The sequence below is a fragment of the Pseudomonas sp. GT1P32 genome, assembly GCF_054897805.1.
This window is the reverse complement of the sequence record NZ_CM142704.1, coordinates 1,652,688-1,668,883: the sequence shown is the minus strand read 5'-3', so window position 1 is coordinate 1,668,883 and position 16,196 is coordinate 1,652,688. Positions and strand designations below refer to the sequence as shown.

Genomic DNA, 16,196 nt, shown 5'->3' with positions numbered 1-16,196 from the left:
CAAAGTCATGTGTCCAGTATCGACGGCGGGCAGGAACCTTCCAGGCGGGTTGATTCTTGTGGTTGAAGATGACCCGCTGATCCTGGAGTTTCTCTGCGAAATTCTTCAGGAGGAAGGTTTCACCGTCGAACCGCAGATCAGCGCGGATGCGGCGGCGGGTTACCTGGAGCAGCACGCAGACAAGGTGGTGTTGCTGCTGACGGACATCACCATGCCCGGCAAACTCAACGGTGCCGATCTGGCCAATCAGTTCGGCGACCGCTGGCCGGGCAAGCCGATCATGATCATGTCCGGCTTCGAAACACCGCAAACGTCTGGCGTGCGGCATGAGGTGTTCTTCATCAAGAAACCCTGGGCGCTGGGGCAGTTGCTCGATTGCGTGGAAGGCGCGTTGAAGTCGCACCGCACTCTGTAGGAGCTGCCGCAGGCTGCGATCTTTTGACCTTAAAAGCAAAGATCAAAAGATCGCAGCCTGCGGCAGCTCCTACCAGTGTCGTGTACATTGCTGACAAACTCGCCCGGCTCTTGCAAAAGGACGCTCATCCTTGTCAGCTCAACCATCGGTTTTCAACAAGCCTTATCGCGCTTTTCTGTTCGATATGGACGGCACCGTCCTCAATTCCATCGCCGCCGCCGAGCGCATCTGGACCGACTGGGCCTTGCGCCACGGTGTGGATGTCGAATCTTTTCTGTCGACCATTCACGGCGCCCGGGCCATCGACACCGTGAATCGCCAGGCATTGCCGGGTGTCGATGCCGAGGCTGAAGCGGCGTGGATTACCCAAGCGGAAATTGATGATGTCGAGGGAATTGTCGAGGTGCGCCGGGCGGCGGATTTCCTGACGTCGCTGCCGGCCAGCCAGTGGGCCATCGTGACATCTGCGCCCAAAGCGCTCGCGCTTCGCCGGATGGCGGCGGCGGGGATTCCCGAACCTGCGGTGATGGTCACGGCGGAAGACGTCAGCGCCGGCAAACCCGATCCGGCGGGTTATCGATTGGCGGCCAGGCGCTTAGGTGTCGAAGTGACCGATTGTCTGATCTTCGAAGATGCCACCGTCGGCATTCTCGCCGCGCAAGCCGCAGGGGCAGACCTTTTGATCATTACCTCGACTCACGATCATCCGATCGAAACGCCGCATGCGACGATGGTCGACTATGGCTCGGTCACCGTCCAGGTAGACCCCGACGGCCAGGTCCTTCTACTTCCTTTGTAACAACACCATCCCCTGTAGGAGCCAGCTTGCTGGCGATGGTCTATCAGCCACATCGATGTCGACTGACACACCATCGCCAGCAAGCTGGCTCCTACAGGGGCGATGTCGTTAGTAGAGACCGGGAATCAACCGCCAGCTACGGCTGCAATACGCCTCATATTCACTGCCAAACTGCGCCCGCAGCAGCGACTCTTCCGCGTGAATGCGGGCAATCAGCGGGATCACCGTCAACGCTGCCAGCAACAGGCCAACGCCCGAACGAAACGCCAGCGCCCAACCCACCGCAATCACCAACATCCCCAAATAGCTGGGGTTACGCAAACGGCGATAAATCCCCTCTGTGACGAGGCTATGCCCCGGCTGAATCGCCACCAGTCCGCTGAAGCGCTTGCCCAGCACAAACACCGGCCACATGCGCAACGCACCGCCGATGATGAACACCAACGCCCCGAGCCAACGCACGCCTTCGCCGCCAAAGGTCCAGAAGTCGATCCGGTCGGTGTAGGCGGGTAGAAAACCGCTCACTATCCCGATCACCCCGAAGGCCGGCAACACCCAGCGATTGGCCCGGTCTTCGCGTTCGCCGGAGCTGAGGTTGACCTCGGTGAACAGCGCTGCGACCGTCATCAGCAGCGTCGCCAAAACAACGACGACAAGCGCCCCATGAGAGAAAAACGCCGACCACCCGCCCAAGCCCCATACGGCGAGCCCGAGGTAGGCGAGGGTGCTGACAATGGCGAAAAACGCCAGCCTGGCCGAGATTTTCATAGTCACCCCGCACATTGAACGAATACACCATTCATTGTAGGAGCCGGCTTGCCGGCGATGGCGTTCTCAAAATCACCACCTGCCTCAAGGGCCAATCGCCAGCAAGCTGGCTCCTACAAGATTTGTGTGTGACCGAGGATCGCGAGAGTTGCCCCGAATCCTGTAGGAGCCGGCTTGCCGGCGATGGCGTTCTCAAAAACACTACCTGCCTCGAGGGCCAATCGCCAGCAAGCTGGCTCCTACAAAATGTGTATGTGACGGAGGTTCGCGAGAGTGCCCCGAATCCTGTAGGAGCTGGCTTGCTAGCGATGGCATTCTCAAAATCCCCCAATTCCTCAAGGGCCAATCGCCAGCAAGCCGGCTCCTACAAGATTTGTGTGTGACTGAGGATCGCGAGAGTTGCCCCGAATCCTGTAGGAGCCGGCTTGCCGGCGATGGCGTTCTCAAAATAACTACCTGCCTCAAGGGCCAATCGCCAGCAAGCCGGTTCCTACAAATGGTGTGCGGGACGAAGAACGGTTCCTACAGGATCTCGGCTCGGGCGTTGCGGCGAATTACTTGTGGCGGTTGGCCGAAGGCTCTGAGGAAGGCTTCACGCATGCGCCGGCGGTCGCTAAAACCGGTTTCGGTGGCGATCTGATCGAGGGTCAACCGCCCGCGTTCCAGCATCTGCCGAGCCGCTTCCAGGCGCAGGTTTTCGATGGCTTTGGCTGGCGACTGCCCGGTTTCGGCGCGAAACGCCCGGCTGAACTGGCGCGGGCTGAGGCTCGCCACGTCCGCCAGGTGTTCCACCGACAACGTTTCGGCGAGGTGTTCACGGGCATAACCGAGCACGGTCTGGATGCGGTCGGATTTCGGCTCCAGCTCCAGCAGCGCCGAGTGCTGGGACTGGCCGCCCGCGCGCCGGTGGTACATCACCAGTTTCTGCGCCACGGCGCGGGCGAGTTCGGCGCCGTGATCCTTCTCAACCATGGCCAGCGCCAGGTCGATACCGGCGGTCATCCCGGCGGACGTCCAGATCGAACCGTCAACCACGTAGATGCGATCCTCTTCCACTTTGATCGACGGAAACCGCGCCTGCAGTTCCCGTGCGTACGCCCAATGCGTGGTCGCCCGCCGTCCTTCCAGCAAACCCGCCTGGGCCAACACAAAGGCACCGGAACAGATCGACGCCGTGCGCCGTGCGGTCTTGATGCTGGCGCGCAGGTAATTCAATACCCCCTCGGGCGCCTGCTCGAGAATGGAATCACCGCCGACCACGATGACCGTGTCGAACTCCCGTTCACCGAACGCCTCGGTGCCAACGCTCAAACCACCGGAGGCGCGCAAGGTGCGGCCGTCTTCGGACACCACACTCACCGTATAAAGCGTCTCGCCAGCGCTGAAGTTGGCGTATTCGAACACTGGCATCGCCGCCAGCGCCATGGACTGGAAGCCGTCAAACACCACAAACGCTACGGAAGTCATTGCCAGCCCCTCAAAAGGAAATGTCCTGAAAACGTACTTTAAACGTCATTTGAGACAAGCGTCAGTCAATTTATAACTGTTCACACCCGGCGAACACCTCGCCTCACTGTGAAGGAAACAGAACATGGCTCTCTCGTCCAAAGGCACCGCCCTGATCACGGGCGCTTCTTCCGGCATCGGCGCGGTCTACGCCGACCGTCTCGCCCGTCAGGGGTATGACTTGATTCTGGTCGCCCGCAGCCAGGCCAAACTGAACGCCCTGGCCAATCACCTGAGCAACGAAACCGGGCGTGCCGTGGAAGTGGTCGCCGCCGACCTGAAAAACCAGGCCGATCTGCGCCGGGTTGAAGGCATTCTGCGGAACGACGCCAGCATTACATTGCTGGTCAACAACGCCGGGGTTGGCGCTGTCATGCCGCTGCTGGGCAGCCCGGTGGATGACATGGAAGACATGATCACCCTCAACGTCACCGCGCTGATGCGCCTGGCCTACGCGGTTGTGCCAGGCTTCGTCGCCCGTGGCACCGGAACCGTGATCAACATCTCCTCGATCGTCGCAATTGCGCCGGAAATTCTCAACGGCGTGTACGGCGGGACCAAGGCATTTGTGTTGGGCCTGAGCCAATCGCTGCACCACGAACTGGCGGATAAAGGCATCCGTATCCAGGCCGTGCTGCCCGGCGCCACTGCGACTGACTTCTGGAGCGAGGCCGGTAACCCGGTGGAAAACCTGCCGCAGGAGATCGTGATGTCCGCTGAGGACATGGTCGATGCCGCACTGGTGGGGCTTGCGAGCGGAGAAGTGGTGACCATTCCGGGCCTGCACGATGGCGAGCAGTGGGATCGTTACGAAGCCCAGCGCAAAACCCTTTCAGGGTTGTTCGGCAACTCCACGGCGGCACCGCGTTATCGTTGAAACCGCAAGCTCGGGCCAGGGTGATCTAAGCTTGGATAAGGATCGTTCGACACCGGCTGGTTGAAAAACTCGACTGGTCGGTGCGCGCCCGAGGAACCCAACATGCTTCACATCAGAACCCCCCTGATCCTGCACCCGGGTTTGTCGACCCCCACTCGGCGGATCTGGCTCAAGCTGGAAAACCTGCAACCCAGCGGCTCGTTCAAGCTGCGCGGCATGGGGCTGTTGTGCAGCCAGGCAAAGGCCGAGGGCAAGCGCAAGGTGGTCTGTCCTTCCGGTGGCAACGCCGGTTTCGCCACCGCTGTCGCGGCGGCCAGCCTGGGGTTGCAAGCGTGCATCGTGGTGCCACACACCACCCCGGAAAGCACGCGCGCGAGGATTCGCAAAACCGGTGCCGAAGTGATCGTTCACGGCAAGGTCTGGGACGACGCCAATCAGCGGGCGAAGGAGCTTTCACAAGGGGCGGACACCGAATACGTACCGGCCTTCGATCATCCGGTGTTGTGGGAAGGGCACAGCACGATGATCGATGAGATTCTCGAGGATTGCCCTCAAGTCGATACGCTGGTGACGTCGGTGGGGGGCGGTGGTTTACTGGCAGGCCTTCTCACGGGATTGATTCGGCATGGCCGTATGGATTGCCGCATCGTCGCCTGCGAAACCGTGGGCGCGGCGTCTTTTTCGGCCGCGATCAAGGCCGGGCATCCCGTCAGGCTTTCGCGCATCGACACCGTTGCCACCTCCCTCGGCGCGGCTCAAGTGGCCGCCTGGCCGGTGCAACACATCCTCGATTTTCCTCACCAATGCGTGGTGCTCGGCGATGACGAAGCGATCATGGGCGTGGTGCGTTACGCCAACGATTTGCGCCAGCTGGTTGAACCGGCGTGCGGTGTTTCGTTGGCAATCGGCTATCTGGACCACCCGGCAATTGCCGATGCCCATGACGTGGTGATCGTGGTGTGCGGTGGCGTCAGCATCAACGCACAACTCGTTGCCGGATGGGCGCGTACATCCACTGAAAGCGCAAAGTAGACGGCAAGCGAAGCAGGGCCGTAAACGCCTGGTCAGGTGTCACAAGCCCCACCGCGAATGTTTCAGCCTTCATTGCCCGGCAGCGGCACCGTCCTGGATCAGAATCGCTCTGGCCAGGTCTTCATCGCTGGCGTTCAGTCCGGGGTTGTCCTGACGGATCTGCTGCATGACCGACTCCAGATACACCCCACGAATCGCACCGCCACTGGCCACAAAGCTGGAGGCATCATCCCGGGCGGGGATCATGAGTTTGTCGTCCTTGAACGTCGAGTACAGCGAAGCGGAAACCCCGGCCGAGGTGGCCACATCGCCCGCATCCACATCCGCGAAAGCCGAGCCGAAGGGTACGCACAACACAAGGGAAGAAATGATGATCAGACGGCGCATGACGGTGTCCTCTGAAAGCGTAATGGAAGTACCACATAATTTAGGATGCGCGGCGGTCGTCAGGAGTTCCTTGCCGCACACATAATCACTTCAATGCGCGGGTTTGGATCCGCTCCGCTGTTGGCATCGGTATGGATTGACCTGTTATTTCTGTCAGTAGTCGCCGTTCGTGTCGCATGTTATTCAACCTGAATGAACAGCCTTGGCGTGGACACCCACACTCCCGATCTCGCGGTCTTTGACCCGCGTAGCCTGGCTGTGCGCGCGGTGGCTTACTGCCGTTCTGCGGCGGGACAACCGGCGCAGCCGCAGATCACCCGGCAGGTGTTTGATCCGTTGGGGCGGGAAGTGGCGTGCTTTGATCCGCGAATGGGGGCTGCGGGGCGTGGGCCGAATCGAACCTCCCTTCGTGGGTTGTCCGGCACCGAGTTGTTGAACGTCAGTGTCGATTCAGGTTGGACCCTGTCGTTGTTTGGCCAGGCGGGGCAAATGCTGCAACGCTGGGACAGTCGCAGCACCGAGCAGCGCGCCTACGACCAACACTTGCGCCCCATCGCGGTGACCGAGCAACTTGAGGACGAAACACCACGGGTGGTCGAACGCTTTCAGTACGGCGACCCCGACGGCATCCCCAAAAATCAATGCGGACAACTGATCCGCCACGACGACCCGAGCACCACCCGGTACATGCCCGACTACAACCTGCGCGGCCTGCCGCTGCTGGAAAGCAGTCACTTTCTGGCGTCGCTCGATCCCGTGCACTGGCCGCTGGAAATCGAAGGCCGCAACGCCTTGCTCGAACCGGCGCCTGGCCTCGAAAGTCGCTGGACCTACGACGCCTTGGGCGAGGTCGCGACGCAAACTGATGCCATGCTCAACCGCCGACGGTTCAGCCGAACCTGCGCCGGGCAATTGCGCGCCGTTTCCTTGCAGCGTCAGGGCGAGGCCGAGGTGACGCTGGTCAGCGAGATCCGCTACAACGCTGGCGGTCTGGTCGAGCAGGAAACGGCGGGCAACGGCGTGGTCACCCGTGCCGAGTTCAACCCGGAAGACGCGCGGCTGGTGCACTTGAGTGCCGGCCTGCCCAATCAACCGCTGCTGCAAAACCTGCATTACACCTACGACCCGGTCGGCAATCCGGTGCGGATCGATGACCAGGCCAAAACCACCACCTATTTCAAAAATCAGCGTGTCGACCCCGTCAGTACCTACGCCTACGACAGCCTGTACCGGTTGATTTGCGCCACCGGCCGAGAGGTCCACCGCGCCGCCAACGACCCGAACGCGCTGGTCAACTACCGCGAAGAATACGACTACGACGCTGGCGGCAACCTGCTGGAATTGCGGCACCTTGGCGCGCAACCGTTCACTCGGCGTTGGGCGGTGGATGTGAACAGCAATCGTCGCGTGATCCAGCACGACGGTGATCCACCGCCGGATTTCACCCGTGAGTTCGACGGCAACGGCAATCAGCTTCACTTGCTGCGCGGGCAAACGCTACGCTGGGATGCGCGCAATCAGTTGAGTCAGGTGTCGCCAGTCACCCGCGAAGACGGTCCGGACGATATCGAGTTGTATCGCTACGGTGGCGGGGGCAAGCGCCTGTGCAAAGTACGCAGCGAACTGACCTCACGCCGCACCTTGATCGCCGACGTGCGTTACCTGCCGGGTCTGGAAATCCACCGCACCGCCGATGGCGCCGAGCGGCATGTGCTGGAGATCGAAGCCGGGCGCAACACGGTGCGGCTGCGGCATTGGGTCGGCTCACCGCCTACCGGGGTCGACAATGATCATTTGAGTTACAGCGTCACCGATCACCTGCGCTCCAGCCAACTGGAGCTGGACGAACAGGGGGCGGTGATCAGTGACGAAGGCTATCTGCCGTTTGGTGACCGCGCCTGGTGGGTGGTGCATCACGCCGCCAAGGCCTCGTACAAAACCAAGGGTTACTCGGGCAAGGAGCGTGACGCGAGCGGGTTGTATTACTACGGTTATCGCTATTACGCGCCCTGGCAACATAGCTGGCTCAACCCTGATCCGGCGGGGGAGGTGGACGGGTTGAATCGGTATGGGTTTGTCGGGAATTCGCCGATGCGCTATTTCGACAGAGATGGGCGGGTAAAAGGTAATGACCAACCGTTTGATCAGAGCGCGCTGCTTGAGTTTTTTAAGGCCTTGGAAGACGACCCCGATACCCTTGAAGTCTTTGCTGCGCTGGTTGGCGAGGGTATGGCGTCAGATCCGGATGATTTGCCAGCCAACGAAATTCATGAACCTCCCCCATCACCACAGCCCGTCATGTCTATGCCACCTGCTTCTACGCCTGTTACGGATTTGGCTCCGGTGTCGCCGATACCCGGAACCAGTCAACCGGCGCCAGTCCTGAGTCAGGCAGAACCCCAGCCCTCGACCTCTGCTTCGGGTGATAGGGGGGAGCACGCGCACGGCAAGAAGATGCGGTTTAGCTGTCCGCGTTGCGCCAAAGGATTTGCGGGTAAAAGTAATTTAGATAATCACCTGCGAACCCACACCGGTGAAAAGCCGTACAGCTGCGCGTTATGCAAAGAACGCTTTGCACAAAAGGGTGGTTTGAAGGCGCATATGCGCATACATACCGGAGAAAAGCCTTATAAGTGCCGGATTTGTGAAACAGGTTTTGCGCAATCGTCTCATTTGAAGACACACATGCGCATTCATACCGAAGAAAAGCCTTATAAATGCTCGACTTGTGACGCAAGTTTTGCCCGGAAAAATGTTTTTGATATTCACATGCGCACCCATACCGGAGAAAAGCCCTACGCTTGCCCGACTTGCGACACACGTTTTTCACATCGCAACGTAATGCTTCGCCATCAGCGGAGCAAACATAGTGCAGTGATCTAGCCATATCCGAACGAAGGAAGTTTGCTCCAGACTTCCCTCATCACCGCGAAAACCGCCTCCGATATTCCCTCGGCGAACCCCCGAATTGCGCTGAAACGTAATCCGCATCCCCAACCCGCCCCCCCAGGCAATCTGCTCAATATTGCGCTCGGACTCTTCCAGCAACCGCCGGGCCACTTCCAGCCTCAGCACTTCAACCGTGAGGTTTTCGTGGCTGAGGTTCTGGGCGATCCACTCGTGATAATCCGGAACAATTGAATTGCCGAACACGCCTGATTCCCTGGGGTATCCCGACGGCGCACGGTGGTAACGTAAGGCTTTCGAACCGTCGGGAGCATCGTCATGGAATTGGGCATATCGGGTCGCTGGGCGATTGTCTGCGCCGCCAGCAAGGGCTTGGGGCTGGCCTGTGCGCGAGCCTTGGCGAAGGAGGGCGTGAACCTGGTGATCAACGCCCGTGGCGACGAAACGTTGCAAGCCGCCGCCGCAGAATTGCGTGGCCTGGCACCGAGCATCGAAGTGCGTACTGTGGCCGGCGACATCAGCGAACCGGTGGTGCGCGAACAAGTATTGGCGGCCTGCCCGCAGGTGGACATCCTGATCAATAACGCCGGTGGCCCGCCGCCGGGTGACTTTCGCGACTGGCAGCGCGAAGACTGGTTGAAGGCGCTGGATGCCAACATGCTCACACCCATCGAGCTGATCAAGGCTTGTGTCGATGGCATGGCCGAGCGCGGTTTCGGACGCGTCGTCAACATCACCTCCGGCGCGGTGAAGGCGCCGATCGATGTGCTGGGCCTGTCCAATGGCGCCCGCAGCGGCCTGACCGGTTTTATCGCCGGGCTCGCGCGGCAGTCGCGGCTGGCCGGGCACAACGTCACGATCAACAATCTGTTGCCCGGCCCGTTCGAGACCGAGCGTCTGCACAAAACCCTGAGCGCTGCCGCCGAGGCCAATGGCTCCAGCGTCGAGAGCATCAGCGCACAGCGGCGCAAAAACGTGCCGGCCCAGCGCTTTGGCCAGCCCGATGAGTTCGGCGCTTATTGCGCCTTTATCTGCAGCGCCCACGCTGGTTTCCTGACAGGGCAAAATCTGTTGCTGGACGGCGGCAGTTATCCCGGCACGTTTTGATCGTTTAAAAGGAGCGCAGGGCAGGTGAGCGTCGATATCGAATGCGTGGTGGTCGGGGCCGGCGTGGTCGGGCTGGCGGTGGCCAGAGCGTTGGCCCGCAGCGGGCGAGAAGTGATTCTGGTCGAAGCCGGCGAGGGCATTGGCGTGGGCATCAGCTCACGCAACTCGGAAGTGATCCACGCCGGCATCTATTACCCGAGCGGTAGCCTCAAGGCGCAATTATGTGTGGAGGGCAAACAGCGCCTTTACGCCTTTTGTGATGAGCGTGGCGTCGGTTATCAGCGACTGGGCAAGCTCATCGTCGCCACTGATGATGACCAGCGCGGGGCGTTGCAGAAGTTGTTGGAACAGGGCGCCCGCAACGGTGTCGATGACTTGCAATGGCTGGACGCCAACCAGGCCCGTGACCTTGAACCGGCGCTGTCCTGCGTTGCCGCGCTCTGGTCGCCTTCCACCGGGATTATAGATTCCCATGCCCTGATGCTGGCGCTTCAGGCGGACGCCGAGGCCGCCGGAGCGTCGATGGCGTTTCATACGCCACTGATATCGGCCCGATGCAGCGAACACGGTTTCGAATTGCAGATGGGCGGCGTCCAGCCGATGACCCTGAGCTGCCGCGAGTTGATCAATTGCGCCGGGTTGTCCGCCCCTGAGGTGGCGAGCCGCATTGAGGGGCTGTCGGCGCGGCACGTGCCAACGGCTCGTTTGTGCAAGGGCAGCTATTTCAGTTTCAGCGGCCGCGCGCCGTTCCGGCATCTGGTTTATCCGGCACCGGAGAGTGCCGGGCTGGGGGTGCACATGACCCTCGATCTGGGTGGTCAGGCGCGTTTCGGACCAGATGTGGAGTGGGTTGATCACGTCGATTACCGCGTCGATCCGCGCCGTGCCGATGGTTTCTACGAGGCCATCCGGCGTTACTGGCCCGCCTTGCCCGATGACAGTCTGCAACCGGCCTACAGCGGCATCCGCCCGAAAATCACCGGCCCGACAGAACCCGCCGCCGACTTCATCATCAGCAGCCCCGCCACGCATGGCGTGCCCGGACTGGTCAATCTGTTCGGTATCGAATCGCCGGGGCTGACCAGTTGCCTGGCGCTGGCCGAGCGGGTAACGCAGGCTCTGGGCGACCGATGATCAGCGTTTGAGCTGCCACGCCCCACGAGGACTATGCTTTGCAGTGCGCCCATCACAATGGGAGACCTCTGATGATTAACGTACGCACAGCCCGCATGCTGGCCGATTACAAACGCTGGGCCGATCAGCGTCTCTTTGACAGCCTGGCCGATTTACCGCCAGGCGAGGTCAACAAAGAACGGGTCTCGGTGTTCAAGAACATGATTGGCACGCTGAACCACATCTATGTAGTGGACTGCATCTGGCAGGCCCACCTCGAAGGCCGGGGGCACGGCTTCAAGACTTCGCACGATCTGCTGCATCCCGACCTCGCCGATCTGCGCATGGCACAAAAAGACGTCGATCACTGGTACTGCGACTGGAGCGAACGCCAGACCGATGCCTCGCTGGATAAACCCCTGGAGTTCACATTCGTCTCGGGCGAAAGCGGGACCATGAGCGCCGGCGCGATGCTGCTGCACGTGGTCAACCACGCCAGTTATCACCGTGGCTGGGTGATTCAGATGTACTTCGACATTCCGGCCATGCCGCCGATGACGGACCTGCCGATCTTCCTGCGCGAAACCGATCCGGATTTCAATTCGTTCAACACCCCGGCAGTGGAGCGGACATGTGTTGGGCAATTCGCGCGCGCAACCAACGTTCTGCCGGATCGTTATCGTTGACCCCGTTCCAGACCATCGACAGTTCGGACAGGTTGATGTCAAACGGTGGGTCATCGGCGCGTAACTGGCTGCTGCCTTCGATCAGCGCACACGCGGCGTAATCCGGCACCGTGGCGAGCATGTCGGTGCCGGCCAGCAAGGCGCGCAGCCCGGCAAACTGCGGCACCGCCAACACCACGCGGCGTGAACGGCCGATGCGCGCCAGGTCATTGTCGATGGCCCCGGTCAGGTCCCCGGAAAACGACACCAGCGCGTGCGGTCGCTCGCAGTAATCATCCAGCGTCAGGACACCGGGCCGACTGTCGCCGCGCAAGATCTTCACGCTCAGGTCGCGCAGTTTTTTGCGCTTGGCGTTGGCCGGCAATTCGGTGGTGTAGCTGATCCCGACGGAAATCTCACCGCTGGCGAGCATCGACGACATCAGCAGGAAATTCACCCGCCGCACCACCACCACGACGTTCTGCGCCTCTTCGCGAATCTGCTTGAGCAGTGGTGGAAACAGGCCGAACTCGGCGTCGTCGGACAGGCCGATGCGGAACACGTCGCGGCTGGTGGCCGGGTCGAAATCCTTGGCCCGGCTGACTGCGCCGGAAATGGTGTCCATGGCTGGCTGCAACTCTTTCAGAATCTGCAGCGCGCGCTGGGTCGGCTCCAGCGCACGACCGTTGCGCACCAGCAGCGGGTCATCGAACAGATCACGCAACTTGGCCAGTGAAGCGCTGACGGCAGGCTGGCCGAGGAACAGCTTTTCCCCGGCCCGGGTCAGGTTCTTTTCGAACATCAGGGTTTCGAAAATCACCAGCAGATTCATGTCCACGCGGCGCAGGTCGTTGCGGTTCATGGCGGGGCTACTCGCAGAGGGCGGGGTCTTTCCAGTAAAGCACCAAACCTTGGCCCTGCGATGATCCCTGTAGGAGCTGGCTTGCCAGCGATGGCGTCCGTGAAATCGCTATCGCCGGAACGCCGGCTCCTACAGGTTTGGCGTGCCTCCCAATCTCGAACACCCCCGCGATTCTGTAGGAGCCAGGCTTGCCGGCGAAGGCGTCTGTGAGATTGCCTTCGCCGGCAAGCCTGGCACCTACATGGGTCGCGTTTGGCGGACGGGTATTCTGATCATCCCCCCCTTTGCTTATGGCTCAGTCAGCACCTTCCTGAACGTCTCCACCAACGGCCGCAAATTCACCCGATGCCACGCCGCCCAAAGCGGCGTGGTAAATGAAATCCACGGCACCTCCCGCAGCACCACGCCCGGCGGTGCATTGCGGCTCAAACCTTTCTGAATCATCGCGATCCCCAGCCCCGACGCCACCAGCCCCAGCGCAGTGAAGGGCTCAGTCGCCTCCATGCGGATGTCCGGGGTGAAACCGGCGCGGATGCAGGCGCTGATGAAGTCGTCGCGGCTCGCGCAGTTCTGGCGGTGTTGCACGCCGATCCATTCCTGATCGGCCAGGTCTGTCGGGGTCAGTTCCGCTTGCAGTGCCAGTGGATGATGCTCGGGCAAGGCCAGCAGCATCGGGTCGTCCAGCACTTGAAAACCCAGCAGGTCTGGATCGTCGGCGACGGGCGGTTCGCTGACCAGTGCGATATCGAGACTACGCTGACGCAGGCCTTCGAGTTGTTCGGTGGAGCTGAGGTTGTACAGCGCGACGTGCACGTTCGGCCGGTCGACCCGCAGCACGCGCAGGGCATTGGGCAGGACGCCAGCGTGCATGGCGTTTTCGATGTAGCCGATGCACAGGCCGCCTTCTTCACCGCGACCCAGGCGTTTGCCGAGGGATTCCAGGCGATTGGCGTGGGTCAGCAGGGCGCGGGTTTCAGCGAGAAACGTCTGGCCGTCGCGGGTCAGGCGGATGCGTTGCTGGCTGCGCTCGAACAGGGTCAGGCCCAGGCGTTCCTCAAGCTGGGCGATCTGTCGGCTAAGTGGCGATTGGGAAATGTGCAGGCGTTCGGCGGCGCGACCGACGTGTTCTTCTTCGGCGACGGCGACGAAGTAGCGCAATTGGCGGATGTCGATCATGTCAGACCTATAGGGACTCAAGTGCTGCGCATTATGTCTTGGACGGTCCGATCCTCGCAATCTAGGATTGGCTCAACGGTAAAGCAAACACCGCTCTTTGTAGGAGCCGGCTTGCCGGCGAAAAGCGTCTAGGCGACGCGTTCATTCAGACAGCCCGCGTTATCGTTGACGTCCATCGCCAGCAAGCCGGCTCCTACAGGTTTACGAGACATTCGAGAGGATTTTTTCATGAGCTTGAAAGACAAACTGCCCGGCGCGCTGGGTTTCGGTACCGCCCCCTTGGGCAACATGTTCCGCGCCATCCCTGAAGAAGAAGCGCTGGCCACCGTGCACGCGGCTTGGGATGCCGGCGTGCGTTACTTCGACACCGCACCGTTTTACGGTTCGGGCCTGTCGGAAATTCGTCTGGGCGCCGCGTTGTCCCAGTACAACCGCGACGATTATGTGCTGAGCAGCAAGGTCGGGCGGGTGATTCTGGATGAAGTCGAAGACGCGGCGGCCCGTGATCTGGGTGAGAAGAGCGGCGTGTTCGAACACGGCCGCCCGAACAAGATAGTCAACGACTACAGCGCCGACGCGACGATGCGTTCCATCGAAGACAGCCTCAAGCGTCTGCAAACCGATCGCCTGGACATCGTTTGGGTGCACGACATCGCGCAGGACTTCTACGGCGATCAGTGGCTGGAATACTTCAATCAGGCCCGCACTGGCGCGTTCAAAGTGCTGACCCGTTTGCGCGAAGAAGGCGTGATCAAGGGTTGGGGGCTGGGCGTGAACAAGGTCGAGCCGTGCGAATTGACCCTTGATCTGACCGAAGCCCAGCCGGACGGCTTTCTGCTGGCGGGGCGCTACACGCTGCTTGACCATGACCGTGCCTTGCAACGCCTGATGGACGCCGCGCTGGCGCAGAACGTCGAGATCGTGGTCGGTGGACCCTACAGCTCGGGGATTCTGGCCGGCGGCGCGCATTTCGAATACCAGAAAGCCAGCCCGGCGATCATCCATAAAGTCGAGCAGATCAAACGTATCGCGGCGGCTTACGGCGTCGACATCAAGGCCGCTGCATTGCAGTTCTCCCTCGCTAACCCGGCCGTTGCCGCCGTGATTCCAGGTTCCAGCCGTCCGGACCGGATTGCTGAAGATGTGGCTGCGTTGTCAGCCGTCATTCCCGCTGCGTTCTGGCAAGCCATGCGCGACGCGAAACTGGTGTCCGAACGCGCTCCATTACCCCTCGCAGGAGTTTGAGCATGAAGATCGATCTGACTGGAAAACTCGCCATTGTCAGCGGAAGCACCGCCGGCATTGGCCTGGGCATCAGCAAGGCACTGGCCGAGTCCGGTGCGACGGTGGTGGTGATCGGCCGCGAGACGTCCAAGGTCGAGCAGGCGCTGGCGAGCATCCGCCAGAGCGTGCCGGGCGCGCAACTGCGTGGCCTGACCGCGGACCTCGGCACCGCCGAAGGCGCCGAGCAATTGTTCGCCGCCGAGCCGCGAGCGGACATTCTGGTGAACAACCTCGGGATCTTTAACGAGGTGGATTTCTTCGACACGCCGGACAGCGAGTGGACGCGGTTCTATGAGGTCAACGTGATTTCCGGTGTGCGCCTGTCGCGGCATTACGTGCCGGACATGGTCAAGCAGGGTTGGGGCCGGGTGATTTTCCTGTCCTCGGAATCCGGGATCGCGATCCCGGCAGACATGCTCAACTACGGCGTGACCAAAAGCGCCAACCTCGCGGTGTCTCATGGCCTGGCCAAACGGCTGGCGGGCACGGGCGTGACGGTGAATGCGATCCTGCCAGGCCCGACGTTGACCGACGGTCTGGAGCAGATGCTCAAGGACGCCACGGCCGAATCGGGGCGCAGTGTGCGCGAAGAAGCCGATGCGTTCGTGCGCAAGGCCCGGCCGACGTCGATCATCCAGCGCGTGGCGGACGTCGAGGAAGTCGCCAACCTGGTGGCTTACATCGCTTCGCCGCTGTCATCGGCCACGACTGGCGCCGCCCTTCGAGTCGACGGCGGCGTCGTCGACAGCCTGGCGATCTGAAATTTTTGATTGAGGAGAGAGGACTACATGGCAACTGCATCAGCGTTTATCGACATCCCGGCTTCGGCCGACAAGGTTTGGCAATTGATCGGCGGTTTCAACTCGCTGCCGGACTGGCTGCCGTTCATTCCCAAAAGCGAACTGAGCGAAGGCGGGCGCGTGCGCAGTCTGCAAACCGCCGATGGCGCGGTAGTGGTGGAACGGCTTGAGTCGTTTGATAACGCCGGGAAGACGTATAGCTACTCGATTTTGCAGGCACCGTTTCCGGCGACTGATTACCTGGCGACGATCCGCGTTGAAGCGCAGGGCGAGGGCGCTCGGGTGACCTGGTCGGGGCGGTTTGCACCGGTCGGTGTGACCGAGGAAGAAGTGGCGGCGCTGTTTGCCGGGATTTACCAGGGTGGCCTCGAAGCCCTGCGGGCCAACTACCCCGTGTAAACCGATCCTCTGTAGGAGCCAGGCTTGCCGGCGAAGGCGTCTGTGAAATCGCCATCGCCAGCAAGCCGGCTCCTACAGGTTTCGCGTCAATCCTAACTC

Annotated in this window: 17 protein-coding genes; 11 read left to right on the top strand and 6 right to left on the bottom strand. The window is 61.2% G+C overall.

Going from position 1 to position 16,196, the window contains the following annotated elements:
* Positions 1-7 precede the first annotated feature (7 nt).
* Together ACYZUC_RS07540 and ACYZUC_RS07535 are read left to right on the top strand one after the other, a co-directional pair.
* The gene (locus tag ACYZUC_RS07540; RefSeq protein ID WP_461994742.1) at positions 8-415 is read left to right on the top strand and encodes a response regulator; all 408 of its coding nucleotides are present in this window, start codon (positions 8-10) and stop codon (positions 413-415) included.
* 130 nt (positions 416-545) lie between these two features.
* Positions 546-1,214 carry an HAD-IA family hydrolase gene (locus tag ACYZUC_RS07535; RefSeq protein WP_461994740.1) on the top strand — a complete coding sequence of 223 codons (669 nt, stop codon included), beginning with the start codon at positions 546-548 and terminating at the stop codon, positions 1,212-1,214.
* 108 nt (positions 1,215-1,322) lie between these two features.
* Here the strand turns inward: ACYZUC_RS07535 and ACYZUC_RS07530 are convergent, their stop codons facing one another.
* Both ACYZUC_RS07530 and ACYZUC_RS07525 read right to left on the bottom strand, forming a co-directional pair.
* Positions 1,323-1,982: a methyltransferase family protein gene (locus tag ACYZUC_RS07530; RefSeq protein WP_461996677.1), complete on the bottom strand. Its 660-nt coding sequence runs from the start codon at positions 1,980-1,982 to the stop codon at positions 1,323-1,325.
* Positions 1,983-2,504: 522 nt separating this feature from the next.
* Positions 2,505-3,449 carry a GlxA family transcriptional regulator gene (locus ACYZUC_RS07525; protein ID WP_461994738.1) on the bottom strand — a complete coding sequence of 315 codons (945 nt, stop codon included), beginning with the start codon at positions 3,447-3,449 and terminating at the stop codon, positions 2,505-2,507.
* Positions 3,450-3,573: 124 nt separating this feature from the next.
* Here ACYZUC_RS07525 and ACYZUC_RS07520 point away from each other — a divergent pair, with 124 nt between their 5' ends.
* Together ACYZUC_RS07520 and ACYZUC_RS07515 are read left to right on the top strand one after the other, a co-directional pair.
* Positions 3,574-4,365 (top strand): SDR family NAD(P)-dependent oxidoreductase, encoded by a 792-nt coding sequence (locus ACYZUC_RS07520; protein WP_461994736.1) that lies wholly within the window; start codon positions 3,574-3,576, stop codon positions 4,363-4,365.
* Between the two features lie 102 nt (positions 4,366-4,467).
* Positions 4,468-5,397 (top strand): pyridoxal-phosphate dependent enzyme, encoded by a 930-nt coding sequence (locus ACYZUC_RS07515; protein ID WP_461994734.1) that lies wholly within the window; start codon positions 4,468-4,470, stop codon positions 5,395-5,397.
* A gap of 69 nt (positions 5,398-5,466) precedes the next feature.
* On the opposite strand, the gene ACYZUC_RS07510 is transcribed toward ACYZUC_RS07515, so the two are convergent.
* A complete protein-coding gene (locus ACYZUC_RS07510; RefSeq protein ID WP_008043507.1) occupies positions 5,467-5,784 on the bottom strand; it encodes a DUF2388 domain-containing protein in 318 nt (105 codons plus the stop codon).
* A gap of 192 nt (positions 5,785-5,976) precedes the next feature.
* Between ACYZUC_RS07510 and ACYZUC_RS07505 the strand changes: the two genes are divergently transcribed.
* Complete coding sequence (locus tag ACYZUC_RS07505; RefSeq protein WP_461994732.1) at positions 5,977-8,667, top strand: C2H2-type zinc finger protein; 2,691 nt, start codon at positions 5,977-5,979, stop codon at positions 8,665-8,667.
* Here ACYZUC_RS07505 and ACYZUC_RS07500 read toward each other — a convergent pair.
* Positions 8,611-8,937 carry a hypothetical protein gene (locus ACYZUC_RS07500; RefSeq protein ID WP_461994730.1) on the bottom strand — a complete coding sequence of 109 codons (327 nt, stop codon included), beginning with the start codon at positions 8,935-8,937 and terminating at the stop codon, positions 8,611-8,613. The genes ACYZUC_RS07505 and ACYZUC_RS07500 overlap by 57 nt on opposite strands.
* Before the next feature lie 72 nt (positions 8,938-9,009).
* Here ACYZUC_RS07500 and ACYZUC_RS07495 point away from each other — a divergent pair, with 72 nt between their 5' ends.
* From ACYZUC_RS07495 to ACYZUC_RS07485, 3 genes are all read left to right on the top strand, one after another.
* Positions 9,010-9,798 (top strand): SDR family oxidoreductase, encoded by a 789-nt coding sequence (locus ACYZUC_RS07495; RefSeq protein ID WP_461994728.1) that lies wholly within the window; start codon positions 9,010-9,012, stop codon positions 9,796-9,798.
* Positions 9,799-9,822: 24 nt separating this feature from the next.
* A complete protein-coding gene (locus ACYZUC_RS07490; protein WP_461994726.1) occupies positions 9,823-10,932 on the top strand; it encodes an NAD(P)/FAD-dependent oxidoreductase in 1,110 nt (369 codons plus the stop codon).
* Between the two features lie 71 nt (positions 10,933-11,003).
* A complete protein-coding gene (locus ACYZUC_RS07485) occupies positions 11,004-11,597 on the top strand; it encodes a DinB family protein (protein ID WP_461994724.1) in 594 nt (197 codons plus the stop codon).
* Here ACYZUC_RS07485 and ACYZUC_RS07480 read toward each other — a convergent pair.
* Entirely contained in the window at positions 11,518-12,438 is a 921-nt protein-coding gene (locus tag ACYZUC_RS07480; protein WP_461994722.1) for a LysR substrate-binding domain-containing protein, read from the bottom strand. The genes ACYZUC_RS07485 and ACYZUC_RS07480 overlap by 80 nt on opposite strands.
* Positions 12,439-12,726: 288 nt before the next feature.
* Complete coding sequence (locus tag ACYZUC_RS07475; RefSeq protein WP_461994721.1) at positions 12,727-13,614, bottom strand: LysR substrate-binding domain-containing protein; 888 nt, start codon at positions 13,612-13,614, stop codon at positions 12,727-12,729.
* A 228-nt stretch (positions 13,615-13,842) separates the two neighbouring features.
* Here ACYZUC_RS07475 and ACYZUC_RS07470 point away from each other — a divergent pair, with 228 nt between their 5' ends.
* Genes ACYZUC_RS07470 through ACYZUC_RS07460 form a run of 3 tightly spaced genes read left to right on the top strand, consistent with a single transcriptional unit; the run spans position 13,843 to position 16,097 of the window.
* On the top strand, positions 13,843-14,859 hold the full coding sequence (locus ACYZUC_RS07470) for an aldo/keto reductase (protein ID WP_461994719.1): 1,017 nt from the start codon (positions 13,843-13,845) through the stop codon (positions 14,857-14,859).
* A 2-nt stretch (positions 14,860-14,861) separates the two neighbouring features.
* On the top strand, positions 14,862-15,659 hold the full coding sequence (locus ACYZUC_RS07465; RefSeq protein WP_461994718.1) for an SDR family NAD(P)-dependent oxidoreductase: 798 nt from the start codon (positions 14,862-14,864) through the stop codon (positions 15,657-15,659).
* A 27-nt stretch (positions 15,660-15,686) separates the two neighbouring features.
* Entirely contained in the window at positions 15,687-16,097 is a 411-nt protein-coding gene (locus ACYZUC_RS07460) for an SRPBCC family protein (RefSeq protein WP_008027266.1), read from the top strand.
* Positions 16,098-16,196: the final 99 nt, after the last annotated feature.

What these genes read in the sequence shown, in the direction of transcription:
- ACYZUC_RS07540 (WP_461994742.1), top strand. Translation starts at nt 8, where the DNA reads ATGTGTCCAGTATCGACGGCGGGCAGGAACCTTCCAGGCGGGTTGATT.
- ACYZUC_RS07530 (WP_461996677.1), bottom strand. Translation starts at nt 1,982, where the DNA reads ATGAAAATCTCGGCCAGGCTGGCGTTTTTCGCCATTGTCAGCACCCTC.
- ACYZUC_RS07525 (WP_461994738.1), bottom strand. Translation starts at nt 3,449, where the DNA reads ATGACTTCCGTAGCGTTTGTGGTGTTTGACGGCTTCCAGTCCATGGCG.
- ACYZUC_RS07520 (WP_461994736.1), top strand. Translation starts at nt 3,574, where the DNA reads ATGGCTCTCTCGTCCAAAGGCACCGCCCTGATCACGGGCGCTTCTTCC.
- ACYZUC_RS07515 (WP_461994734.1), top strand. Translation starts at nt 4,468, where the DNA reads ATGCTTCACATCAGAACCCCCCTGATCCTGCACCCGGGTTTGTCGACC.
- ACYZUC_RS07510 (WP_008043507.1), bottom strand. Translation starts at nt 5,784, where the DNA reads ATGCGCCGTCTGATCATCATTTCTTCCCTTGTGTTGTGCGTACCCTTC.
- ACYZUC_RS07505 (WP_461994732.1), top strand. Translation starts at nt 5,977, where the DNA reads ATGAACAGCCTTGGCGTGGACACCCACACTCCCGATCTCGCGGTCTTT.
- ACYZUC_RS07495 (WP_461994728.1), top strand. Translation starts at nt 9,010, where the DNA reads ATGGAATTGGGCATATCGGGTCGCTGGGCGATTGTCTGCGCCGCCAGC.
- ACYZUC_RS07485 (WP_461994724.1), top strand. Translation starts at nt 11,004, where the DNA reads ATGATTAACGTACGCACAGCCCGCATGCTGGCCGATTACAAACGCTGG.
- ACYZUC_RS07480 (WP_461994722.1), bottom strand. Translation starts at nt 12,438, where the DNA reads ATGAACCGCAACGACCTGCGCCGCGTGGACATGAATCTGCTGGTGATT.
- ACYZUC_RS07475 (WP_461994721.1), bottom strand. Translation starts at nt 13,614, where the DNA reads ATGATCGACATCCGCCAATTGCGCTACTTCGTCGCCGTCGCCGAAGAA.
- ACYZUC_RS07470 (WP_461994719.1), top strand. Translation starts at nt 13,843, where the DNA reads ATGAGCTTGAAAGACAAACTGCCCGGCGCGCTGGGTTTCGGTACCGCC.
- ACYZUC_RS07465 (WP_461994718.1), top strand. Translation starts at nt 14,862, where the DNA reads ATGAAGATCGATCTGACTGGAAAACTCGCCATTGTCAGCGGAAGCACC.
- ACYZUC_RS07460 (WP_008027266.1), top strand. Translation starts at nt 15,687, where the DNA reads ATGGCAACTGCATCAGCGTTTATCGACATCCCGGCTTCGGCCGACAAG.